The organism is Streptomyces sp. NPDC006923, assembly GCF_040635655.1.
In the GTDB taxonomy this organism is placed as follows: Bacteria; Actinomycetota; Actinomycetes; order Streptomycetales; family Streptomycetaceae; genus Streptomyces.
On record NZ_JBEYIF010000018.1, the window covers coordinates 122,107 to 143,435 of the forward strand.

Annotated in this window: 14 protein-coding genes and 1 pseudogene; 3 read left to right on the forward strand and 12 right to left on the reverse strand. The window is 70.0% G+C overall.

Features of this window, described 5'->3' with window-relative positions:
• Positions 1-90 precede the first annotated feature (90 nt).
• From ABZ707_RS28430 to ABZ707_RS28440, 3 genes are all read right to left on the reverse strand, one after another.
• Complete coding sequence (locus ABZ707_RS28430) at positions 91-3,174, reverse strand: glycoside hydrolase family 3 N-terminal domain-containing protein (protein ID WP_360180281.1); 3,084 nt, start codon at positions 3,172-3,174, stop codon at positions 91-93.
• Positions 3,175-3,194: 20 nt separating this feature from the next.
• On the reverse strand, positions 3,195-5,075 hold the full coding sequence (locus ABZ707_RS28435) for a discoidin domain-containing protein (RefSeq protein WP_360180283.1): 1,881 nt from the start codon (positions 5,073-5,075) through the stop codon (positions 3,195-3,197).
• A 280-nt stretch (positions 5,076-5,355) separates the two neighbouring features.
• A complete protein-coding gene (locus ABZ707_RS28440) occupies positions 5,356-6,333 on the reverse strand; it encodes a LacI family DNA-binding transcriptional regulator (RefSeq protein WP_360180285.1) in 978 nt (325 codons plus the stop codon).
• 293 nt (positions 6,334-6,626) lie between these two features.
• On the opposite strand from ABZ707_RS28440, the gene ABZ707_RS28445 reads away from it, so the two are divergent.
• Positions 6,627-8,516 (forward strand): ricin-type beta-trefoil lectin domain protein, encoded by a 1,890-nt coding sequence (locus ABZ707_RS28445; RefSeq protein ID WP_360180287.1) that lies wholly within the window; start codon positions 6,627-6,629, stop codon positions 8,514-8,516.
• Positions 8,517-8,587: 71 nt separating this feature from the next.
• Here ABZ707_RS28445 and cimA read toward each other — a convergent pair whose 3' ends face one another.
• From cimA to ABZ707_RS28465, 4 genes are all read right to left on the reverse strand, one after another.
• Positions 8,588-10,204, reverse strand: coding sequence for a citramalate synthase (gene cimA, locus ABZ707_RS28450; protein WP_360180289.1), 1,617 nt, complete (start codon positions 10,202-10,204; stop codon positions 8,588-8,590).
• Positions 10,205-10,617: 413 nt separating this feature from the next.
• Complete coding sequence (locus tag ABZ707_RS28455; RefSeq protein WP_360180291.1) at positions 10,618-11,709, reverse strand: branched-chain amino acid aminotransferase; 1,092 nt, start codon at positions 11,707-11,709, stop codon at positions 10,618-10,620.
• Positions 11,710-11,981: 272 nt separating this feature from the next.
• Complete coding sequence (locus ABZ707_RS28460; protein WP_360180292.1) at positions 11,982-13,031, reverse strand: 3-isopropylmalate dehydrogenase; 1,050 nt, start codon at positions 13,029-13,031, stop codon at positions 11,982-11,984.
• Positions 13,032-13,097: 66 nt separating this feature from the next.
• The gene (locus ABZ707_RS28465; RefSeq protein ID WP_360180294.1) at positions 13,098-13,226 is read right to left on the reverse strand and encodes a hypothetical protein; all 129 of its coding nucleotides are present in this window, start codon (positions 13,224-13,226) and stop codon (positions 13,098-13,100) included.
• A gap of 344 nt (positions 13,227-13,570) precedes the next feature.
• Between ABZ707_RS28465 and ABZ707_RS28470 the strand changes: the two genes are divergently transcribed.
• Positions 13,571-14,413 (forward strand): DUF1206 domain-containing protein, encoded by an 843-nt coding sequence (locus ABZ707_RS28470; protein WP_360180296.1) that lies wholly within the window; start codon positions 13,571-13,573, stop codon positions 14,411-14,413.
• Between the two features lie 174 nt (positions 14,414-14,587).
• Here the strand turns inward: ABZ707_RS28470 and pruA are convergent, their stop codons facing one another.
• Together pruA and ABZ707_RS28480 are read right to left on the reverse strand one after the other, a co-directional pair.
• Positions 14,588-16,219 (reverse strand): L-glutamate gamma-semialdehyde dehydrogenase, encoded by a 1,632-nt coding sequence (pruA, locus tag ABZ707_RS28475; protein ID WP_360180298.1) that lies wholly within the window; start codon positions 16,217-16,219, stop codon positions 14,588-14,590.
• A gap of 39 nt (positions 16,220-16,258) precedes the next feature.
• Positions 16,259-17,185: a proline dehydrogenase family protein gene (locus ABZ707_RS28480; protein WP_360180300.1), complete on the reverse strand. Its 927-nt coding sequence runs from the start codon at positions 17,183-17,185 to the stop codon at positions 16,259-16,261.
• Between the two features lie 179 nt (positions 17,186-17,364).
• On the opposite strand from ABZ707_RS28480, the gene ABZ707_RS28485 reads away from it, so the two are divergent.
• A complete protein-coding gene (locus ABZ707_RS28485; protein WP_360180302.1) occupies positions 17,365-18,585 on the forward strand; it encodes a helix-turn-helix domain-containing protein in 1,221 nt (406 codons plus the stop codon).
• 19 nt (positions 18,586-18,604) lie between these two features.
• Here ABZ707_RS28485 and ABZ707_RS28490 read toward each other — a convergent pair whose 3' ends face one another.
• The 3 genes and pseudogenes from ABZ707_RS28490 to ABZ707_RS28500 form a co-directional block, all read right to left on the reverse strand.
• On the reverse strand, positions 18,605-19,177 hold the full coding sequence (locus ABZ707_RS28490) for a TetR/AcrR family transcriptional regulator (RefSeq protein WP_360180304.1): 573 nt from the start codon (positions 19,175-19,177) through the stop codon (positions 18,605-18,607).
• Positions 19,178-19,361: 184 nt separating this feature from the next.
• A complete protein-coding gene (gene serA / locus ABZ707_RS28495) occupies positions 19,362-20,954 on the reverse strand; it encodes a phosphoglycerate dehydrogenase (protein ID WP_360180306.1) in 1,593 nt (530 codons plus the stop codon).
• Positions 20,955-21,215: 261 nt separating this feature from the next.
• Positions 21,216-21,329: pseudogene (locus ABZ707_RS28500) on the reverse strand (ketol-acid reductoisomerase); the annotation flags it as partial.

The window sequence follows — 21,329 nt, forward strand, 5'->3', positions numbered from 1 at the left end:
TCGGCGGCACGGCCCATCGTGTACGCGTGGTAGTCGTCATCGTCGAATCGCCGGACGGCCGTCCGGGTGCACCACCTCTGGATGTTCCGGTCAGCCGGCCTTGTAGGCCGCTGTCAGCTTCGCCACCGCGCCGGTCAGATCACCGGTGAGGAGCAGATGGTCCGCCTCCGCGAAGGGCTTCGCGGACGCCTCCGTGAGGTGCCGGGCGATCTTCTGCTGGACCAGCAGCCTGGCCTGGCCGACCAGCGCCCTGCCCTCCTCGGACTTCCCTCGGCCCGCCTTCTCCAGCACATGGGCCGCGAGCCCGAGGGCGGCAAGCGTGAGCTGACCGCCGGCCGGCGGCTGCTTGAGCGTCGTCAGACCCCAGCCGTACGGGAACTGCGGGTCGTACGAGGTGTCACCGACGTTGATCGGCAGCGACTCCACCGACTTCGGCCAGGTCAGCGGAAGCTGACCGGTGAAGGGCTGCTTGCCGTAGAGGACATCGGCCACGCCGTCGCCCTCGGTGCCCGGCAGCCAGGACGCCACCAGCGCGTCGATGTCGCCGAGCCGGTCGCCGATGAGCTGCGGACGGCCCGAGACGATCAGCACGGCGCACTTCATGGCCGCGCAGACCGTGTCGACGGCCTTCTGGTCCGCCTCGGACAGCTCCAGGTCATGGCCGTTGCCGACATCGCCGATGCCTTCGGCGTACGGGGTCTCCCCGACGACGACCACGCCCACGTCGTATCCCCCGGTGGGCTCCGAGGCGGTCTTGGAGTAGGTGAGCGTGGCGCCGGGAGCGGCCTTCCTCAGCCCCTCCAGGACGGTCGTCCCGGTGGTGGTCCTCCCCGAGGCGCCCTGCCAGGTGATGGACCAGCCGCCCATCTGGTTGCCGAGGTCGTCGGCGTTGGAGCCGGCCACGTACACCTTCTGGGAAGGCTTCAGCGGCAGGACCCCGCCGTCGTTCTTGAGCAGCACCTGGGACTTGGCGACAGCGTCACGGGCCACCGCGCGGTGTTCGGGCGAGCCGATCTTCGACTGGTTCGTGGTGTCGGCGTACGGCTTCTCGAACAGGCCCAGCTTGAACTTCTGCTCCAGGATGCGGGAGACCGCGTCGTCGATCCGGCGCTGGCTGATCCGGCCCGCCGTCACCTCGTCCTGGAGTGTCTGGACGAAGGTCTTGTACGCCGTCGGCACCATGATCATGTCGAGACCGGCGTTGACGGAGGTGCGGACGTCGCTCGCGTAGTCGCCGGGTATCTGGTCGATCGCCTGCCAGTCGCTGATGACAAAGCCCTTGAAGCCCATCCGGTTCTTCAGCACGCCGTTGATCATCGCGGCGTTGGCGTGCATCTTCACCGGCCCCTCGTCGTCACCGAGGATGTCCAGCGAGGAGTACGAGGGCATGACCGTGCCCGCGCCGCGCTTGACGGCCTCCGCGAACGGGGCGAGATGGACCGCTTCCAGTTCCTGCCGGGTGACCTTGGTGATGCCCTGGTCGATGGTGTACGACCCGGTGGTGGACGAGCCGTACTCCGTACCGCCGTCGCCGACGAAGTGCTTGGCGCTGGTCAGCACCTTGTCGTTGCGGTCCAGGTCCTTGCCCGACGCGGCGCCCTGCATGCCGTTGATGACCGTCTCCATGGCCGTGACCAGGGCGGGGTCCTCACCGAACGCCTCGTAGGTACGGCCCCAGCGCTCGTCGCGCGAGACACAGACGCAGGGCGCGAAGTCCCACGGGATACCGGTGGCGCGCACCTCGTTGGCCGTCACCGCGCCGGTCTTCCCCGCGACGTCCGGATCCCGGGTCGCTCCGATACCGATGTTGTGCGGCATGATCGTCGCGCCGACGACATTGTTGTGGCCGTGCACCGCGTCCACGCCGTAGATCAGCGGGATCTGGTAGCGGGTGGCCTGCGCCCTGAGCTGGTAGGCGTCGATCATCTTCGACCAGGCCGCCGGTGTGTTGGGCGTCGGCACGGAACCGCCGCCCGAGAGCAGCGAGCCCAGGTCGTAGGTGGCGATGTCGCCCTGGGACGTGAGCGCGTTGCGCTCCGCCTGGGTCATCTGCCCGGCCTTCTCTGCGGGCGACATCCGGGAGAGCAGGTCCGCGACCCTCTTCCGCACCGGCAGCCCGGCGTCGAGGTAGGGCAGGCCGTGCGCGTCGATGACCACCTGAGGGGTCTCGGCCGGGGCCTTGGCGCCGGTGACGGTCAGCGTGAGCGGGACGGTCTCCGCGCTCTCGCCGCCCCGGTCCTTCAGGGTCGGGACGTCGACCGTCCGCGAGGTGCCCGACGCGCTGCCGGCCGGGAAGGTGACCGTGCCGGAGACCGGCCGGTAGTCCCTGCCCGCCTCGGCGGTGCCGCCCTCGGTCGTGTAGGCGACCGTGACGGGCTCGTCCACCGGGACGGATCCGGTCGTGCCGACCGAGATCCTGACCTTGGCGGTGCCGCCCTCGGTGACCGGGTAGACGGCGGCGTCGGTGAGGACGCTCGCCTTCAGGGCCGGGTCGGCCTTCCCGTACAGCTCCACCCCGTCCAGCGCGAACCGTCCGGCCCCGCCGGTGGGCAGGGTGACGGCGTAGCCCCACATCTGGGTCAGGCCGAGGACCTGGTCGATACCGCCGACCGGCTGATAGTCGGCGCGGTACTGGAAGTCGGCGAAGGGGATCTCGACGAGATGCCAGCCCTCCCAGTCGTCGGTGAACGAGGTCGTCCACAGCTCGGAGGCCTCGCCGTTGGCGCCGCCGTCCTTGATCTCGAAGTTGATCTTCTTGCCGGAGCCGGGCGGCAGGGGCGCGGTGTTCTGGCCGTACCACCAGAAACGGATGCCCCGGTGGGCCGACCAGTCGTGGGACGGCTGGTCGAAGGCGAAGTCATGGCTGAATCCGCCGTAGCCGCTGATGTCGTACTCGCCTTCGAGGACCTTGGCGCCCTCCGGGGCGTCGGCGCGGTCCTTCAGGGCGAGCGTCGGCGGATCGTCGGTGTCGCCGCCCCAGGTGAAGAGTCCGCCCGCGGGGGGCCCCGCGAACGGGACCTCTCCCTCGAAGCGGTCGACGGCCACCGGGGCCGGGTCGTCCGCGGCGGCGGACGGCCCGGCTCCGGCGAGTGGCAGCAGGCCCGCCAGGACGGCGGCGGCGACAAGCGCCGCCGTCCTGGGGCCGCGGCCGGGTCTCACAGGTGTGCCTCGCATGGTGCTCCTTCGTACCGTTGTCACTTCTGCTCGACCCGCACCCAGTCGACCTCGGCCTTGATCCCGCCCTGCGCGATACGGTCCACGCTCGACTGCGGAAGGCCCCAATAGGGCTGGGTGACCTTGTTCCAGCCGGCCGGATAGGCGCCGCCCAGAGCGAGGTTGAGGATCACGTACTGGTTGTGGTCGTAGACCCACTTGCCGCGGGTGGACTCCAGCTTCTGGCGGGATATCTCCTGCACCACGCGGTCGTCGACGGTGAAGCGCATTCCCTCGGGCAGCCACTCGACGGCGTACGTGTGCCACTGGTCGGCGCGCCCGCCGTCCGGGAAGGTCTGCGTCTTGCCGACATTGCCGTCGGCGGAGTAGCCCGGTCCGTGCAGCGCGGTGCTGGTCCAGTCGCCGTAGCCGATGTTCTCCATGATGTCGGTCTCGCCGGAGCCGGGCCAGGAGACGGCCGGGTCGTCGACGTCGCTGCCCAGCATCCAGAACGCCGGCCAGTAGCCGTCGCCGACCGGGAGCCTCATACGGCCGCTGACCTTGCCGTAGGTGAAGTCGAACTTGGTGTTGGTGTCGATACGGCCCGAGGTGAAGTCGTACGTACCGCCGCCGGGCACGGTGGTGCAGCCCTTGCAGTACTTCGACTGGAGGACCAGGGCGCCGTTCTCGGTGCGGATGTTGTCCGGCGAGTCCACATACGCCTGCGACTCACCGTTCACCGAGCCCATCTCCTGGCCGGTCCGCACCACGCGCCACTTGTTCCGGTCCAGGCCCGAGCCGGTGAAGTCGTCGAAGAAGGTCGTGCGGTAGGCACCGCCCGGGTTCTTCGGCAGGGCCGGGTAGGCCGCGGCCGCGCTGCCGCCCGTGCCCCAGACCTGGAACTCGTACAGCGAGTAGCCGAACTGCGCGGTGGACGGGGCGGGGTTGAAGAAGGAGCGGCGCTCCTTGCCCAGCATCCGTACATAGCGGCCGGTGGCCGGGGTGGGCAGGTTGACGGTGTCGCGCCGGCCCACGGCCTCGGCCGGGGACTTGACGTCGGCGCGGCGGGCCGCGACCTCGGCGGCGGACGGCCGGTAGACCGTGCGCCAGGTGCGGTTGTCGTCGGAGACCTGGAGTTCGTAGTCGACCGCGTAGGCCGCTTCCCAGTAGAGGTCGACCGATTCGATCCTGGACTGGGCGCCGAGGTCGACACCGACCCAGCGGTCCGCGTTCCAGTCGCTCGACCAGCGGGACTGGTCGGCCTTGAGATCGGCGGGCCAGCCACCGTCCGTCACATAGGCGGGTGAGTTGCCGGCGTGCTGGTAGAGATTGCCGTACGCCGGGTGGTTGAGGGCCAGGTTGGTGCGGGTGGTCGAGGCGGGGGCCTGCTCGCCGCCGTACACCTGGAAGGAGAAGAGGGAGTAACCCCAGGCGGTGGCCCGCTGGACACCGCGCATCCGGACGTAGCGGGCGGTCACTTCCTGGGGATAGGTGTGCGCGGTGACGACTCCCCCGGTGCCCTCGGTCTCGGTGTAGAAGCTCGTCCAGTTGGTGCCGTCCTTGGAAGCTTCCAGGACGTACTGCTTTCCGTAGGCGGCCTCCCATTCGAGCTTGACCTGGTTGACGCGGATGACGCTGCCCAGGTCGACCCGGATCCAGGCGTTGTCCGCGAAGTCGCTCGACCAGCGGGAGGCGCCGTTGCCGTCGAAGGCGGCGCCCGCTCCGGAGTCGGCGTTCTCACTGCCGGAGGCGGTGACGGAGGCCGGGTTGGCCGCGTAGGCGGCGGCCGCGCGGTCGGTGTTCCAGGCCGCGGCGGCGGCCACAGCCCGGTCGGGGCCCGGCTGGGGGGCGCTGAACGCGAGGGGGGCCGACAGGGCCACCAGAGCGGCGGTGGTGGCCATGAGGGTCATACGTGAGGGCATCGGTGCCTCCGTGTGGGGGTGCGGGTGGGGTGGGGCCGTTCCGTTCGGCGGGGCTGGTTCCGGGGGGATGGGGACTGGTTCCGGGGGGTGGGGGCTACCGCTGCTCGGCCAGGGTGGGGCCGATCGTGTCGCGGTACCACTTGGCACTGTCCTTGAGGCCGGGGAAGGGCAGGGGGAGTTCGGCGCGGGCCCGGCCCGTGGCGGGCGGGTGCGACCGAGGGGGCTCAGGAGGCGGCGGCAGCGGGGCCGCCCGGCTCGCGGCCCCGTCCTGTCGCCTCCGCTACGGCGCCGACTGCCGCACCACGAGATCGGTGGGCAGCACGGCCGGTTCGTCCGGTGGGGAGGCCCCGCCGAGGTGTTCGAGCAGCATCCGGGCCGCCGTCTCACCCATCTGCCGGGTGGGCTGGCGGACGGTGGTCAGCGGCGGCTCGGTGTGCCTGGCCATCGGCAGGTTGTCGAAGCCGACCACGGCGATGTCGTCCGGCACGGTCCGTCCGGCGGCCCGCAGAGCACGCAGCGCGCCGGCCGCGCTGATGTCGTTGTGCGCGAACACCGAGTCGAACTCGACCCCGTTGTGCAGGAGTTTCTCGACCGCCAGCCGTCCCGACAGTTCGGTGAAGTCCCCCACCACGACGCGGTCGGTGGGCAGGACCTCACGGAAACCGGCGAGCCGGTGGCGTACACAGCCGAAGTGCGGGGGGCCGGTGATGACGAGTGGTTTGCTTCTGCCGTCGGCCAGCAGATGGCGGGCCGCCGACGCCCCTCCCTCGTAGTTGGTCGTCACGACGGAGGGGAAGTCCTCGGGATGCCTGCCGCGGTCGTCGATCAGGACGATGGGCAGGCCCTGGTGGTGCAGGCCGATGATGGTGTCGACGGTGTTCTCCGGCTCGACGACCAGCAGCCCGTCGAAGGCACGGGCCGAGACCTGGCTGGTGAAGCGTTCCACCGACTCGGCGCCGCGGTTGCAGGTGAACAGCAGCAGTCCGTATCCGGCGGCCTCGACGGTGTCGACCACTCCCTGGAGCACCTCGCCCATCCACGGCCAGGTCAGCGAGGGCACCAGCATGCCGACCGTACGGCTGCTGCCGCGGGCCAGTCCGACCGCGCCCGAGCTGGGCACATAGCCGAGCTGGGCGATCACCGCGCGGACCCGTGCGGCCGTGCCGCCGTCGACCTCGCCCTTGGTGTTGATCACCCGGGACACGGTCGTCTTGCTGACACCGGCCTCACGGGCGACATCGGCGATCGTGACACGCATCGGAGCCTCCACGTCGAGGGATGGAACCGGTACCGCAACCGGTACCGGAACCGGTACCGGCGTTGGGGCGTGAGTTAACCGGCGCGCAACACAGCCGTCAATACTTCACGCCGAGATTGGTCCGCACCTTTGTTACGTACCAGGCCGACCGCAGGTCAGGGGTGTTGTGCGTTCAGGTTGTGAAGGTGTCACCTCTTGACGGAAGTTCGCCGGGGCAGTTCACTCACGCCGCAACGACCACGCACCGCATCAGCGCACCACCCCCCACAACTGCCGAGAAGGGCAGCAGACTTATGTCGAGATCCACTGGCACCGCGCGGCGTCTGACGAGGGTCCTCCTCGCCGGCGCCCTCGCCACCGCGGGGCTCACCGGCCTTTCGGCCGGTACGGCCCAGGCCGCGGGCGAACAAGTCAACATCTGGCTCACCACGACCGACGACGCCGGCGGGCGCCATGTCACGCGCGGTCTCCAGCAGCAGACCCCGGTCAGCTTCCAGGCGGGCAACGGCGGCAGCGGTACGAACATCAGCGTCGACGAGGCCACCCGCTACCAGACGTTCACCGGTGGCGGCGCGTCCTTCACCGACACCGCGGCCTGGCTGATGAAGGGCAGCGGCGCGCTCTCCCAGGCGACCCGTGACGACACGATGCGCAAGCTCTTCTCTCCGACGGAGGGCATCGGGCTCTCCTTCAACCGCAACCCGATGGGCGGTTCGGACCTCGCGCGGTTCGGCTACACCTACGACGACATGCCGGCGGGCCAGACCGACCCGAGCCTGTCCAGGTTCTCCATCGCCCATGACCTCCAGGACGTGCTGCCGCTGACCAAGCAGGCCAAGCAGCTCAATCCGGCCCTGACCACCGTCGCCTCCCCCTGGACCGCGCCGGCCTGGATGAAGGACAACGGCCAGCTCAACGGCGGCTGGCTGAAGGCCGAGTACTACGGCGCCTATGCCGACTACTTCGTCAAGTACCTCCAGGCGTACCGCGACCAGGGCATACCGGTCGACTACGTCACCGCGCAGAACGAGCCGACCTGCTGCTCCAGCTACCCGTCGATGAGCTGGAACGGCTCGGGTCTGGCGTTCTTCACCAAGAGCAATCTGCTGCCGAAGCTCCAGAGCGCCGGCCTGCCGACCAAGGTCCTGGCCCACGACTGGAACTGGGACACCTACGACGCGTACGCGGCCGAGACGGTGAACGACCCGGCGGTCCGCAACCACCCGAACTTCGGCGGGATCGCCTGGCACGGCTACGGCGGGAACATCGCCAAGCAGACCGAGGTGCACAACCAGTATCCGCAGGTCGACGCCTTCCAGACCGAGCACTCGGGCGGCACCTGGATCGCCAACCAGCAGCGCGAGGACATGAACAACATCATCGACTACACCCGTAACTGGGCGAAGTCGGTGACCAAGTGGTCCCTCGCCGTGGACCAGAACCGCGGTCCGCACAACGGCGGCTGCGGCACCTGTGACGGTCTGATCACCGTCCACAACGGCGACAGCCGGCACGGCCAGGTCGACTACAACATCGAGTACTACACGATGGGCCACCTCACGAAGTTCGTGAAGCCGGGCGCGCAGCGGATCTCCTCCACCGCCAGCGGCACCGTCCCGAACGTCGCGTGGCGCAACCCGGACGGCTCCAAGGCCCTGATCGCCTACAACGACGGGTCCGGGGCCCAGACCCTGCGGGTCAACTGGGGCGGGCAGAACTTCAGTTACTCGCTGCCCGGCAAGACCTCGGCGACGTTCACCTGGTCCGGCACCCCCTCGGGCGGCGGCGGCACCGGCACCTCCGGCGCGTTCACCGGGCTGGGCGGCAAGTGCCTGGACGTGGCGGCCGGCTCCAGCGCCAATGGCGCCGCGGTGCAGCTCTACGACTGCAACGGCTCGACGGCCCAGAACTGGACGGTCGGTACCGACTCCACGATCAAGGCGCTCGGCAAGTGCCTGGACGTGACGGCCGCGTCGACGGCGAACGGCGCCAAGGTCCAGCTCTACGACTGCAACGGCAGCGGCGCCCAGCAGTGGACGTACAACGCCTCCACCGGGGACATCGTCAACACCGCGGCGAACAAGTGCCTGGATGTGACGGACAACACCTCGGCGAACGGCGCCCGCGCGCAGATCTGGACCTGCACCGGGGCCTCCAACCAGAAGTGGCGCCTGCAGAGTTGAGGCGAGACTGACAGACACCGCGGCGCGGGCCCAGGTCGTTCCTCACCTGGGCCCGCGCCCGCGCGACCGGGCTACTCGGCGGGCTCGACTCCGGCCCGCAGCAGTCCATAGGTGTACGCGTCCTCCAGCGCCTGCCAGGAGGCCGCGATCACGTTCTCCCCGACCCCGACCGTGGCCCATTCCCCGCCGCCGTCCGCCGTGGTGATCAGCACCCGGGTGGTGGACTCCGAACCGTGCCGGCCTTCCAGGATGCGGACCTTGTAGTCCACCAGCTCCAGCTTGGCGAGCTGCGGGTAGATCTGCTCCAGCCCGACCCGCATGGCCCGGTCCAGGGCGTTGACCGGACCGTTGCCCTCCGCGGTGGCGACGATGCGCTCGCCCTTGGCCCACAGCTTCACGGTGGCCTCGTTGGCATGCGTACCGTCGGGGCGGTCCTCGACGATCGCGCGCCAGGATTCGGTACGGAAGTAGCTGCGGGGCCGGCCTTCGGCCTCCTCGCGCAGCAGCAGTTCGAAGGACGCGTCGGCCGCCTCGTAGGTGTAGCCGCGCAGCTCGCGCTCCTTGACCCGGCCGACGACCCGGCCGACCAGGTCGCGGTCGCCGCCGAGGTCGATACCGAGTTCCTTGCCCTTCAGCTCGATGGAGGCGCGGCCCGCCATGTCGGAGACGAGCATCCGCATGGTGTTGCCGACCTGCTCGGGGGCGATGTGCTGGTACAGGTCGGGGTCGACCTTGATCGCGGAGGCGTGGAGTCCGGCCTTGTGGGCGAAGGCGGAGACGCCGACGTACGGCTGGTGGGTGGAGGGCACCAGATTGACGACCTCGGCGATGGCGTGCGAGATCCGGGTCATCTCGGCGAGCGCGCCGGCCGGCAGTACGCGCTTGTCGTACTTCAGCTCCAGCGCGGCGACGACCGGGAACAGATTGGCGTTGCCGACCCGCTCCCCGTAGCCGTTGGCGGTGCACTGGACATGGGTGGCGCCCGCGTCGACGGCGGCGAGCGTGTTGGCGACCGCGCAGCCGGTGTCGTCCTGCGCGTGGATGCCGAGCCGCGCCCCGGTGTCGGCCAGCACGGTGGCCACGACGGCCTGGACCTGGGCGGGCAGCATCCCGCCGTTGGTGTCGCAGAGGACGACCACATCGGCGCCGGCCTCGGCGGCGGCGCGTACGACGGACTTGGCGTACTCGGGATTGGCGCGGTAGCCGTCGAAGAAGTGCTCGCAGTCGACAAAGACACGGCGGCCCTGTTCCCGCAGGTAGGAGACGGTGTCCCGGACCATCGCCACGTTCTCGTCGAGCGTGGTGCGCAGCGCCAGCTCCACATGGCGGTCATGGGACTTGGCGACCAGGGTGATCACCGGCGCGCCGGACTCGACCAGCGCCCGGACCTGGGGGTCCTCCGACGCCCTGGCCCCCGGCCGCCGGGTCGAGCCGAAGGCGACGAGCTGGGCGTGCCGGAAGTCGACCTCCTGGCGCGCGCGGGCGAAGAACTCGGTGTCACGCGGGTTGGCGCCGGGCCAGCCGCCCTCGATGAAGCCCACGCCGAAGTCGTCCAGGTACCGGGCGATGGCCAGCTTGTCGGCGACCGTCAGATTGATGCCCTCGCGCTGGGCGCCGTCGCGCAGCGTCGTGTCGAAGACATGAAAGCTGTCGTTGTTCACCGTGGGCCCCGTGGACTCAGTGGTCATGGTGCGTTGCTCCTGTCGAGTGGATGGTCTGGCTCCACTTGCCCCCGTCTTCGCGCGGCTCGTCTCCGTCCGGGGTAGGGCCGGAAAACGAAAAAACCCCTCGCGGGTGCGAGAGGTTGGCGCGCGGGTCTGAGGCACGATGGCCGCGCCGTACATGGTGGTACGAGGCGGTCACTGCGGACCGGCGCGCTTGCTGCCGATAATGATGGCGAACGAGAGCACGAGCCGATTTTCGCATGTCTCGTCGCCGCGTGTGCGGTTGTCTCACCATGCGGTCGGTCCGGTGAGACGGCGGTGAGGCAGCGGCGGTGGCCACCGGGCACCCGGCCCGGGCGCGGAGAACCCGTTCGGCGTAACGGGCGGGCCCGCGCTCCGGGACGGTCCGGAGCGCGGGCCCGCGCCCGCAAAGGGCCTCAGCCCACGCGGTGCAGCCAGCCGTGCGCGTCGGCCGAGGCGCCCGTCTGGACGTCCAGCAGCGCCTTGCGCACCCTCATCGTGACCTCGCCGGGCCGGCCGTCGGCCACCGTCCAGCCGCCGCGGGCCGAGTGGACCGTGCCGACGGGCGTGATGACGGCGGCCGTGCCGCAGGCGAAGACCTCGGTGATCGTGCCGTCCTCGTTGCCGCGCCGCCAGTCCTCGACCGAGATCCGGCCCTCGGTGGCCTCGTATCCCAGGTCCGCGGCGATCCGCAGGACCGAGTCACGGGTGACACCGGGGAGCAGCGTGCCGGTCAGTTCCGGCGTCATCAGCTTGTCGCCGTAGACGAAGAAGAGGTTGTTGGTGCCCATCTCCTCGATCCAGCGGCGCTCAGTGGCGTCCAGCCAGACGACCTGGTCGCAGCCGTGCTTGGTGGCCTCGGCCTGGGCGATGAGGGAGGCCGCGTAGTTGCCGCCCGCCTTCGCCTCGCCGGTGCCGCCGGGCGCGGCCCGGACGTACTCCTCGGACAGCCACACGGAGACGGGCTTCACCCCGCCCGCGAAGTACGCGCCGGCGGGCGACGCGATGACCATGAAGAGGAACTCGTTGGCGGGGCGGACACCCACGCCGACCTCGGTCGCGAACATGAAGGGCCGGATGTACAGGGACTCCTCACCCGTACCGGGCACCCACGCGCTGTCCTGCCTGATGAGCGCGTCCACGGACTCCAGGAACAGCTCGACGGGCAGCTCCGGCATCGCCATCCGCCGGGCCGAACGCTGGAAGCGGCGGGCGTTCTCCTCGGGGCGGAAGGTGGCGATGCCGCCGTCGGCCTGCCGGTACGCCTTGAGTCCCTCGAAGATGGTCTGCGCGTAGTGCAGCGTCATGTTCGCCGGGTCGATCGACAGCGGCGCGTAGGGCACCAGCTCGGCGTCGTGCCAGCCGCGCCCCTCGGTCCACTTGATCATCACCATGTTGTCGGTGAAGTGGCGGCCGAATCCGGGGTTGGCCAGGATGCGCTCCCGCTCCACGTCGGACAGCGGGTTCGAGGAGGGCTTGAGCTCCATCGTGGTCGTGGGCGTGGTCATGAATACTCTCGTCCTTCGCGGGTTGTGTGTGACGGGCCGCGCTCACGCCGCTACGGAGACTAGGTCCTGTCCGGGCACCGCGGGCCGCGGCGTCCGGACAGGACCTAGGACGTCCGAGCATTCCCGCATGCCGTAGCCCAGGCTGATTATCGCTCGGGCGGGACAGTGGAGGAAACGGGGTGAATGCGGCCCAGGCCTGATGGTGGCACCCGGCGGCCGCACAGGAAAGCCGCCGGGCTCCGAAGACCCGGCGGCTGTGAGAAGTCGACGGGTCAGCTCGCTACTCGTACGGCGAGCGCGTCACCGATCTGGTCGGTGGTACGAGCGGAGTCCGCCGAGCCGTCCCGCCCGGCGAGATCGGCCGCGACGGCCTCCTCGATCCGGACCGCCTCGGCGTCGAAACCGAGGTGCCCGAGGAGCAGAGCGACGGAGAGGACCGTGGCCGTGGGGTCGGCCTTGCCCTGGCCCGCGATGTCCGGCGCGGACCCGTGGACCGGCTCGAACATGGACGGGAACACGCGGTCCGGATTGATGTTCGCGGACGCGGCCAGGCCGATTCCACCGCTCACGGCGGCGGCGAGGTCGGTGAGGATGTCACCGAAGAGGTTGTCGGTGACGATCACGTCGAAGCGCTCGGGCTGGGTGACAAAGAAGATCGTCGCGGCGTCGACATGCAGATAGTCGGTCGTGACGTCCGGGTACTCCCGGCCGACGCGGTCGAAGATGTTCTTCCACAGGTGGCCCGCGTAGACGAGGACGTTGTTCTTGTGGACCAGCGTCAGCTTCTTGCGCGGACGGGCACTGGCCCGCTCGTACGCGTCCCGGACGACCCGCTCCACGCCGTACGCCGTATTGAGACTCACTTCCGTGGCCACCTCGGCGGGGGTGCCCGTGCGCAGTGAACCTCCGTTGCCCGTGTACGGGCCCTCTGTGCCCTCGCGGACGACGACGAAGTCGATGTCCGGTCGTCCGGCCAGCGGAGTGGCCGTGTTGGGGAAGAGCTTCGACGGGCGGAGGTTCACATAGTGGTCGAAGGCGAAGCGCAGCTTGAGCAGCAGCCCGCGCTCCAGCACGCCGGACGGCACGGAGGGGTCGCCGATCGCACCGAGCAGGATCGCGTCATGACCCTTGAGGGCCGCGAGCTCGGCGTCCGGCAGGGTCTCCCCCGTGCGGTGCCAGCGGCTCGCGCCGAGGTCGTACTCCTTGGTCTCCAGCTTCACATCCTGCGGGAGGACGGAACTCAGGACCTTCAGGCCCTGGGCGACGACCTCCTTACCGATGCCGTCACCGGGGATCACTGCGAGATTGATGCTGCGAGACATGTCGGCACCCTACCCCGCGTCCCAGCCAATGACATGACGGGTCCACTCCTTGGACACGCGGTGTCCTCAGTGGCCGGTCGAACCGCCGTTGTCCCTGCGGTCGAGGGCGCGCTGCAGAGCGGCACTGGCGTTCTTGCGGTCGGACTCGCTCGTACGAGGAGTGTGACGGACGCGGCGGACAGTGGTCTCGGCCATGATGATCGACTCCTTGAGGCAGCAGGCCACGCGACAGAGCGGCGTGGGGCATCGACGAGGCGCCGGAAGGGGCGGGGGGCCGGGCGCCGCAGGGGTTGCCTGCCTGGGGGCGCCTGCCCGCGACCGCCGTTCGCTGGATGGAGCGAGACGTTCGGCTCTTCCAAGCTAAGCGAGGGAGGCCGCCCTGTCTCCACGATTACTCGGACTTCCTACTATCTGAGACGGCGGCCGGTCCCGTGGGCGTGACCGCGGGCGTGGCCGGGACTCTCCGTACCGGCGCCCCGGCCGGCGGGAGGACCGTTTCCACGCGCCGGGCGGGGGCACCTGAGCTGCGGAGGTCAACTATGAACGCACAGACGATGTCACTCCGTGGTCAAGGCAAGGCGCGACAAGCGGCGAACAGTCCGGCCATGGCCGCGGCGGCCCGCTGGGGCTTCGTCGCGCGTGGAGTGATCTACCTGCTCATCGGGGTGCTCGCCCTGCAGATAGCCTTCGGCGGAGGCGGCGGCAAGCAGGCCGACCGCGGTGGCGCGCTCGCGGAGATCGCCTCGAAGCCGATGGGGTCCGTCCTGCTCTGGGTGCTGGGCGTCGGGCTGGTCGGCATGGCGCTGTGGCGGCTCTCGGAGGCGCTGTTCGGCGCGGCGGGACCCGACGGTCACAAGACCGGCAAGCGGCTGCTGTCGGCGGGCCGTTTCGTCTTCTACGGCTTTGTGGCCTACTCCGTCCTGGCGTTCGCCGCCGGTGACAAGAGCAGTGGCAGCGGCTCCAGCGACCAGCAGTCCCAGGACGTCACGGCGAAGGCGCTGGACCTGCCGGGCGGCCAGTGGATCGTGGGAATCGTCGGCGTGGGCATCGCGATCGCGGGTGTCTGGGTCGGCTCCCGCGCGGTGATGCGGAAGTACCACAAGCATCTGAAGCTCGCGGAGATGTCCCGCGGGGCCCGGAAGTTCACCGATGTGACGGGCGTCGGCGGCGGCGCGGCGCGCGGCATCCTCTTCACGGCGGTGGGCGCGTTCGTGGTCCAGGCCGCGGTCGAGTACGAGCCGGACAAGGCCAAGGGCTTCGACGACACGCTGCGCTCCTTCACCGACACCCCGGCGGGGCCGTGGCTGCTGGCGGCCGTCGCGCTGGGTCTGGCGCTGTTCGGGATCTTCTCCTTCGCGATGGCGCGCTGGCGCAAGGTCTGACAGCGGCGGGTGTTTCCGCGCCCGGCGGGGTGTTGCCCCGCCGGGCGCGTCCGCGTGAAACCGCCCCCGGGCCGGCGTGGGGGCCGGCCCGGGGGCGGGGCAGGGGGGTCTTTCGTCCGGGCCGCGTGCCGGATCGGGCCGGCCCGGGGAACGGCCCGATCCGGGGCGGAGCCGTCAGCCCATGTGCGGGTAGCGGTAGTCCGTCGGCGGGACCAGCGTCTCCTTGATGGCGCGGGTCAGCGTCCAGCGCATCAGGTTCTGCGGGGCGCCCGCCTTGTCGTTGGTGCCGGACGCGCGGCCGCCGCCGAAGGGCTGCTGGCCGACGACGGCACCGGTCGACTTGTCGTTGATGTAGAAGTTGCCGGCCGCGTAGCGCAGCTTCTCCATCGCGTCGGCCGCGGCGGCGCGGTCGTTGGCGATGACCGAGCCGGTCAGGGCGTACGGCGAGACGGACTCCAGCTGCGCCAGCACCGTCTCGTAGTCGGCGTCGTCGTAGACGTGCACCGCGAGGATCGGGCCGAAGTACTCGGTCGTGAAGACCTCGTTCTCGGGGTCGGTGCAGACGATGACGGTCGGCCGGACGAAGTACCCGACGGCGTCGTCGTAGGTGCCGCCCGCGACGATGGTGCACGTCGGGTCGGCGGCGGCGCGGTCGATGGCGGCCTTGTTCTTGGCGAAGGCGCGCTCGTCGATGACGGCGCCGATGAAGTTCGTCAGATCGGTGACATCACCCATGGCGATACCGTCGGTCTCGGCGGCGAACTCCTCCGCGAAGCCGTCGTTCCAGATCGACGCAGGGATGTACGCGCGCGAGGACGCGGAACACTTCTGGCCCTGGTACTCGAAGGAGCCCCGGGTCAGCGCCGTCTTGAGGATCGCGCGGTCGGCGCTCGGGTGGGCGACGACAAAGTCCTTGCCGCCCGTCTCACCGACGATCCGCGGGTAGGAGCGGTACTTCTCGATGTTGTTGCCGACCGTCTTCCACAGGTGCTGGAAGGTCTTGGTCGAACCGGTGAAGTGGATCCCGGCCAGGTCGGGGTGGTTCAGCGCCACCTCGGAGACGGCGATGCCGTCACCCGTCAGCAGATTGATGACGCCCTTCGGCAGGCCCGCCTCCTCCAGCACCTTCATCAGCAGCACGGCGGCGAGGGTCTGCGTCGGAGACGGCTTCCAGATCACCACATTGCCCATGAGCGCGGGCGCGGTCGGCAGATTGCCGGCGATGGCGGTGAAGTTGAACGGCGTGATCGCGTAGACAAAGCCTTCGAGCGGCCGGTGGTCGAGACGGTTCCACACGCCCGGCGCGTTGGCCGGCGGCTGCTCGGCGAGCAGGTCACGCGCGTAGGAGACATTGAAGCGCCAGAAATCGACCAGCTCGCACGGGGTGTCGATCTCGGCCTGCTGGACGGTCTTCGACTGACCGAGCATGGTCGCGGCGGCCAGCGTCTCGCGCCAGGGGCCCGCCAGCAGCTCGGCCGCGCGCAGGATGATCGCGGCGCGGTCGTCGAAGGCCATCGCGCGCCAGGCGGGGGCCGCGGCCAGGGCGGCGTCGATCGCGTCCTGGGCGTCCTGCGCGGTGGCACCGGCGAACGTCCCGAGAACGGCCTTGTGGTTGTGGGGCTGTACGACGTCGACGCGCTCGCCGCCGCCCATCCGCTTCTCGCCGCCGATGGTCATCGGCAGGTCGGCCGGGTTCTCGGCCAGCTCCTTGAGCCTGGCTTCGAGACGGGCCCGCTCGGGGGAACCGGGGGCGTAGCCGTGCACCGGCTCGTTGACCGGCGTGGGGACCTTGGTCACAGCATCCATGAGTGCCGAATCTCCTTAAGCAGTAGGTCAGTTGGGGGTTCAGCCGCGGCTGACCAGCGAACGCAGGAAGAACGCGAGGTTGGCGGGGCGCTCGGCGAGGCGGCGCATGAAATATCCGTACCAGTCGGTGCCGTACGCGATGTAGACCCGCATCCGGTGTCCCTCGGCGGCCAGCCGGTGCTGCTCGGCCTCGCGGATGCCGTACAGCATCTGGAACTCGTACTCGTCGAGCTTGCGGCCCGCGCGGTGCGCGAGGTCCTGGGCGATCGCGATGACGCGGGGGTCGTGGGACCCGACCATCGGGTAGCCGGATCCGGCCATCAGGATCGCCAGGCAGCGGATGTACGCCCTGTCCACCTCGGCCTTCTCCTGGTAGGCGACGGAGGCGGGCTCCTTGTAGGCGCCCTTCACGAGGCGCACCCGCGATCCGGCGGCGGCGAGCGCGCGGCAGTCCTCCTCGGTGCGGAAGAGGTACGACTGGACGACCGCGCCGGTCTCCGGGAAGCGCTCCCGGAGCTCGGCGTGGATGGCGAGCGTCGAGTCGACGGTGGTGTGGTCCTCCATGTCCAGGGTGACCGTGGTGCCGATCTCCGCGGCGGCCTCGACGACGGTGGTGACGTTCTTCAGCGCGAGGTCGTGCCCGCCGGGCAGGGCCTGGCCGAATGAGGAGAGCTTCACCGACATCTCGGCGCGGGCCCCGAGCTCCATCGGCGCGAGCGCCTCGATCAGCCGCAGATAGGCGTCCCTGGCGAGCATGGCCTCGGCCGGATCGGTGATGTCCTCGCCGAGGACGTCGAGCGTGACCTCCAGACCGCGGCCGGTCGTGGACCGGATGACAGGAGCCGTCTCCTCGACCGATTCACCGGCGATGAAGCGGTTCACCACGGGCTTGGTGACCGGGGCGGCCGAGACGACACGGCGCATTCTGTCGCTGCGCGACGCGGCAAGGATCACGGGACCCAGCACAGGGCACCTCCACGGAGAGATCGAGCAGAGCCGGACGGAACGGAGATGATCAGTTCCGTACGACACGGAGAACCACTGTGAAACCTAGGGATCGCTTCGATCCTCTGCCATCGACACCTGTCACGCATCCGTGGCGGGGATCTCAGACATCTGTCTGAGCGCGGTGCGAGAATGTTCGGATGAAGGGCGATTACCAGGAGCTGGTCGACGAGATCTCGGTGCTGCTCGGGGTCCCGGCGACCCTGGAGAACCGGGACTTCGGGCTGATCGCCTTCGGTGCGCACGACAGCGAGGACGACGCGGTGATGGATCCGGTCAGGACGCGCTCGATCCTGACCCGGAAGTCCACCCCCGCGGTCCGCGCCTGGTTCGAGGGCTTCGGCATCGCGCGTGCGTCCGGCCCCGTCCGTATCCCGGCCGCCCCGGACGCGGGGGTCTTCCGCGGCCGGATCTGCCTGCCCGTACGCCATCGGGGCATGGTCCTCGGCTATGTCTGGCTGCTCGACGACTCCGACCCGGGCCCGAGCACCGCACGGCTGGACGCGGCCATGGAGGTGACCGCGCGGATCGGTGACCTGCTCGCCGAGGAGGCCAAGGCGGGTACGGACCTGGCGCGGGAGCTGCGGGCCGTGCTCCTGGCGGAGTCCGGCTGGCAGCGCGACATGGCGGTGGCCGCGCTGCGCACGGCGCTGGGGCCGGGCGCGGACGGTCTGCATGTGGTGCTGTGCGTGGCGCCGTGGCGGGACGAGGTGCCGGGGATCCGGGCGGTGCCGGGGACGGCGGCGCTGTGCACCCTCCCCTACGCGGCGGGACGTACGGCCCCGGGTCCGCCCGGGACGGCCGGCGCCTCGGGGGCCCCTGCCCCGGACGGGCGCACCGCACGGGCGGATCCGGACGACGGCGACGCACTGGCCCTGCTGGTACGGCTCCGCTCGACGGACGCGCTGGCGCCCGCGCTCGGGGCCGTGGCCCGGCTGCGCGAGAGCGCGGGCGGCGGGGCCGCCGCCGGGGCCGGAGCGCCCCGCCGGGGCCTGGCCGGGGTGCCGGCGGCCTGGCACGAGGCGGTCTCGGCGGCCCGCGCCTCGGTGGCCCAGCCCCGCTTCGGCCCGGTGGCGCAGTGGCCCGCGATCGGCCCGTACCGCATGCTGACGGAGCTCTCCACCGAGCCGGATCTCACGGTCCGTCCGCTGCTCAGCCCCGCCCACAGCGAACTGGCCCACACGGCCGAGGTGTTCCTCGACTGCGCGGGCCAGGCGGGCCGGGCGGCCTCGCTCCTCGGCATCCACCGCCAGACGCTCTACTACCGCCTGTCCCGTATAGAACAGCTCACGGGCCTGGACCTCGCCGAGGGCGAGGACCGCCTGCTGCTCCACATGGCCCTGAAGGCGGCCCGGCTCTGAGCACGGAGCCCCGTGACCGTCAGTCGTCGCCGGCCATGATCGCCCGCAGACCGTCCGTCAGTTCCCCGGCGCCGGGAGCCGTTTCCGGGTCGATCAGCCACTGCGCCATCACACCCGTCAGCAGCGCCTGGTAGACGGTCCCGATCAACCGGGCCTTCTCCGGGTCCTGTTCCGGATCGACGTCCTGGAAACTCCTCGCGAGACCGTGACGGACCGACAACTGGGGCCCGGCCAGTGCCTTCTTGAGCTCCGGTTCCCGCTCCAGCCGGGAGACGATCTCGAACTGGAGCCTCCAGAGCGCCTTGCTCTGCTCGAAGGCGCCGATGACCTCCTCCCAGACCGCCGCGAGGCGCTCCGGCGCACCGCCGGCCGGTTCGGCCCCCGAGCCACGGGGGCCGAACGAGTCGCCCCACTCCTCCGCCACGGCCACAAAAGCCTGGTTGAGCAGGGCCTCCTTGGAGCCGTAGTGGTAGCCGATGGAGGCCAGATTCGTGCCGGACGCGGCCACGATGTCCCGTGCGGTGGTCCGGGCGTAGCCCTTCTCCAGCAGGCAGCGTTTGGCACCTTCGAGCAGATCCTCACGATGTCCCATGCCGGGAGCGTACTGCTCTGCCATACAGGCGTCCCAGACGCTTGTACCAGACAAATGTTTGAGACGGCTGTACCAGAGACGATGTCATGGCGTTCTGACCCGTACCGCGCGCGGCGGCCCCGGAAACGCCGAAGGACCCGGCGGATACCGGGCCCTTCGGAGAGATACGGACGAATCAGGGTGCTCAGTCGGTCAGATTCACCGTACGGGCCGAGGCCGCGCCGATCTCCTCGGAGATCTCGGCGAGCACCGCCGGAGGTACGTTGTCGTCGACGGTGAGGACGACCAGCGCCTCGCCGCCCTCCTCCGCCCGCGAGACCTGCATCCCCGCGATGTTCAGTCCGGCCTCGCCGAGGATCCGGCCGACCGTGCCGACCACACCGGGACGGTCGTCGTACCGCAGGACGACCATGTGATCGGCCAGCGCCAGATCGATGTCGTACTCACCGATGGCGACAATCTTCTGGAGGTGCTTGGGACCGGCCAGTGTGCCGGAGACCGCGACCTCCTCGCCGCCGGAGAGCGTGCCGCGCACCGTGACCACATTGCGGTGGTTGGGAGACTCGCTCGATGTGGTGAGCCGGACCTCGACCCCCCGCTCCTGGGCGAACAGCGGGGCGTTCACATACGACACGGTCTCGGCGACGACGTCCTCGAACACGCCCTTGAGCGCGGACAGTTCGAGCACCTTCACATCGTGCTGGGTGATCTCGCCGTACACCTCGACATCGAGACGGACCGCCACCTCGCCCGCGAGCGCCGTGAAGATCCGGCCGAGCTTCTCGGCCAGCGGCAGGCCCGGGCGCACGTCCTCCGCGATGACCCCGCCCTGGACATTGACCGCGTCCGGCACCAGCTCACCGGCGAGCGCGAGACGTACGGACCTGGCGACCGCGATGCCCGCCTTCTCCTGCGCCTCGTCGGTGGACGCGCCGAGGTGCGGGGTGCAGACGACCTGGTCGAACTGGAACAGCGGGGAGTCCGTGCAGGGCTCCTTCGCGTACACGTCCAGACCGGCGCCGGCGACGCGGCCCTCCTTGAGCGCGGAGGCGAGCGCCTCCTCGTCGACGATCCCGCCGCGCGCGGCGTTGACGATCCGGACGGTCGGCTTGACCTTGTGGAGCGCCTCGTCGCCGATCAGGCCGAGCGTCTCGGGGGTCTTGGGCAGGTGCACGGTGATGAAGTCCGACACCTCCAGCAGCTCGTCGAGCGTGAGGAGCTTGACACCCATCTGGGCGGCGCGGGCCGGCTGTACATAGGGGTCGTACGCGACGATCTTCATGCCGAAGGCGGACATGCGCTGAGCGACCAGCACACCGATCCGGCCGAGACCGACCACACCCAGCGTCTTCTCGCTCAGCTCGACGCCCGTGTACTTCGAGCGCTTCCACTCGCCGTTCTTGAGGGCGGTGTTGGCCTGCGGGATGTTGCGCGCGGTGGCGACCAGCAGACCGCAGGCCAGCTCGGCGGCGGTGACGATGTTCGAGGTCGGCGCGTTGACGACCATCACGCCGGCCTTGGTGGCGGCGGAGACATCGACATTGTCGAGGCCGACCCCGGCACGGGCCACGACCCTCAGTTTGTTCGCGGCGGCCACGGCCTCGGCGTCGACCTTGGTCGCGGAGCGGACGAGAATCGCGTCCACATCGGCGATGGCCGGCAGCAGCTCCGCACGGTCGGCGCCGTTGCAGTGCCGGATCTCAAAATCCGGACCGAGCGCGTCGACGGTGGCGGGCGAAAGCTCTTCAGCGATGAGTACGACAGGTTTCGAGCTCACGTGAGTCCTCACAAGTCCCATTGCGGACGGCCGTCCCGACGGCCGCAGGCGGTGGAGGGGTGCTAGCTAGCCGCGTGGAAGACGCACGACGCTGTGGGCCTGACGCGTATGTGTTGTGCAGTGTAGTGCTGTCAACGGGCGACTTTCCCGCGCTCGCGGCAAGATCACCCGTACGTGCGGCCCAGCGTCTGCGTCCCGTGCGTATGGGCCCCGGCCCCTGTCGGCCGGAGGCCGGGACCGGGGCCCATACGCCCACCGGTGTTACGCGTCGTCGTTGTCGACCCAGCTCATGAGCTTGCGCAGCTCACGGCCCGTGGTCTCCAGCAGGTGCTCGCTGTCGGCCTTCTTGTACTCGTTGTACTTCTTCAGACCGCC

Coding starts and splice junctions, on each gene's coding strand:
- ABZ707_RS28445 (WP_360180287.1), top strand. CDS start 6,627: ATGTCGAGATCCACTGGCACCGCGCGGCGTCTGACGAGGGTCCTCCTC.
- ABZ707_RS28455 (WP_360180291.1), bottom strand. CDS start 11,709: ATGACCACGCCCACGACCACGATGGAGCTCAAGCCCTCCTCGAACCCG.
- ABZ707_RS28460 (WP_360180292.1), bottom strand. CDS start 13,031: ATGTCTCGCAGCATCAATCTCGCAGTGATCCCCGGTGACGGCATCGGT.
- ABZ707_RS28485 (WP_360180302.1), top strand. CDS start 17,365: ATGAAGGGCGATTACCAGGAGCTGGTCGACGAGATCTCGGTGCTGCTC.
- ABZ707_RS28430 (WP_360180281.1), bottom strand. CDS start 3,174: ATGCGAGGCACACCTGTGAGACCCGGCCGCGGCCCCAGGACGGCGGCG.
- cimA (WP_360180289.1), bottom strand. CDS start 10,204: ATGACCACTGAGTCCACGGGGCCCACGGTGAACAACGACAGCTTTCAT.
- ABZ707_RS28465 (WP_360180294.1), bottom strand. CDS start 13,226: ATGGCCGAGACCACTGTCCGCCGCGTCCGTCACACTCCTCGTACGAGC.
- pruA (WP_360180298.1), bottom strand. CDS start 16,219: ATGGATGCTGTGACCAAGGTCCCCACGCCGGTCAACGAGCCGGTGCAC.
- ABZ707_RS28490 (WP_360180304.1), bottom strand. CDS start 19,177: ATGGGACATCGTGAGGATCTGCTCGAAGGTGCCAAACGCTGCCTGCTG.
- ABZ707_RS28470 (WP_360180296.1), top strand. CDS start 13,571: ATGAACGCACAGACGATGTCACTCCGTGGTCAAGGCAAGGCGCGACAA.
- ABZ707_RS28435 (WP_360180283.1), bottom strand. CDS start 5,075: ATGCCCTCACGTATGACCCTCATGGCCACCACCGCCGCTCTGGTGGCC.
- ABZ707_RS28440 (WP_360180285.1), bottom strand. CDS start 6,333: ATGCGTGTCACGATCGCCGATGTCGCCCGTGAGGCCGGTGTCAGCAAG.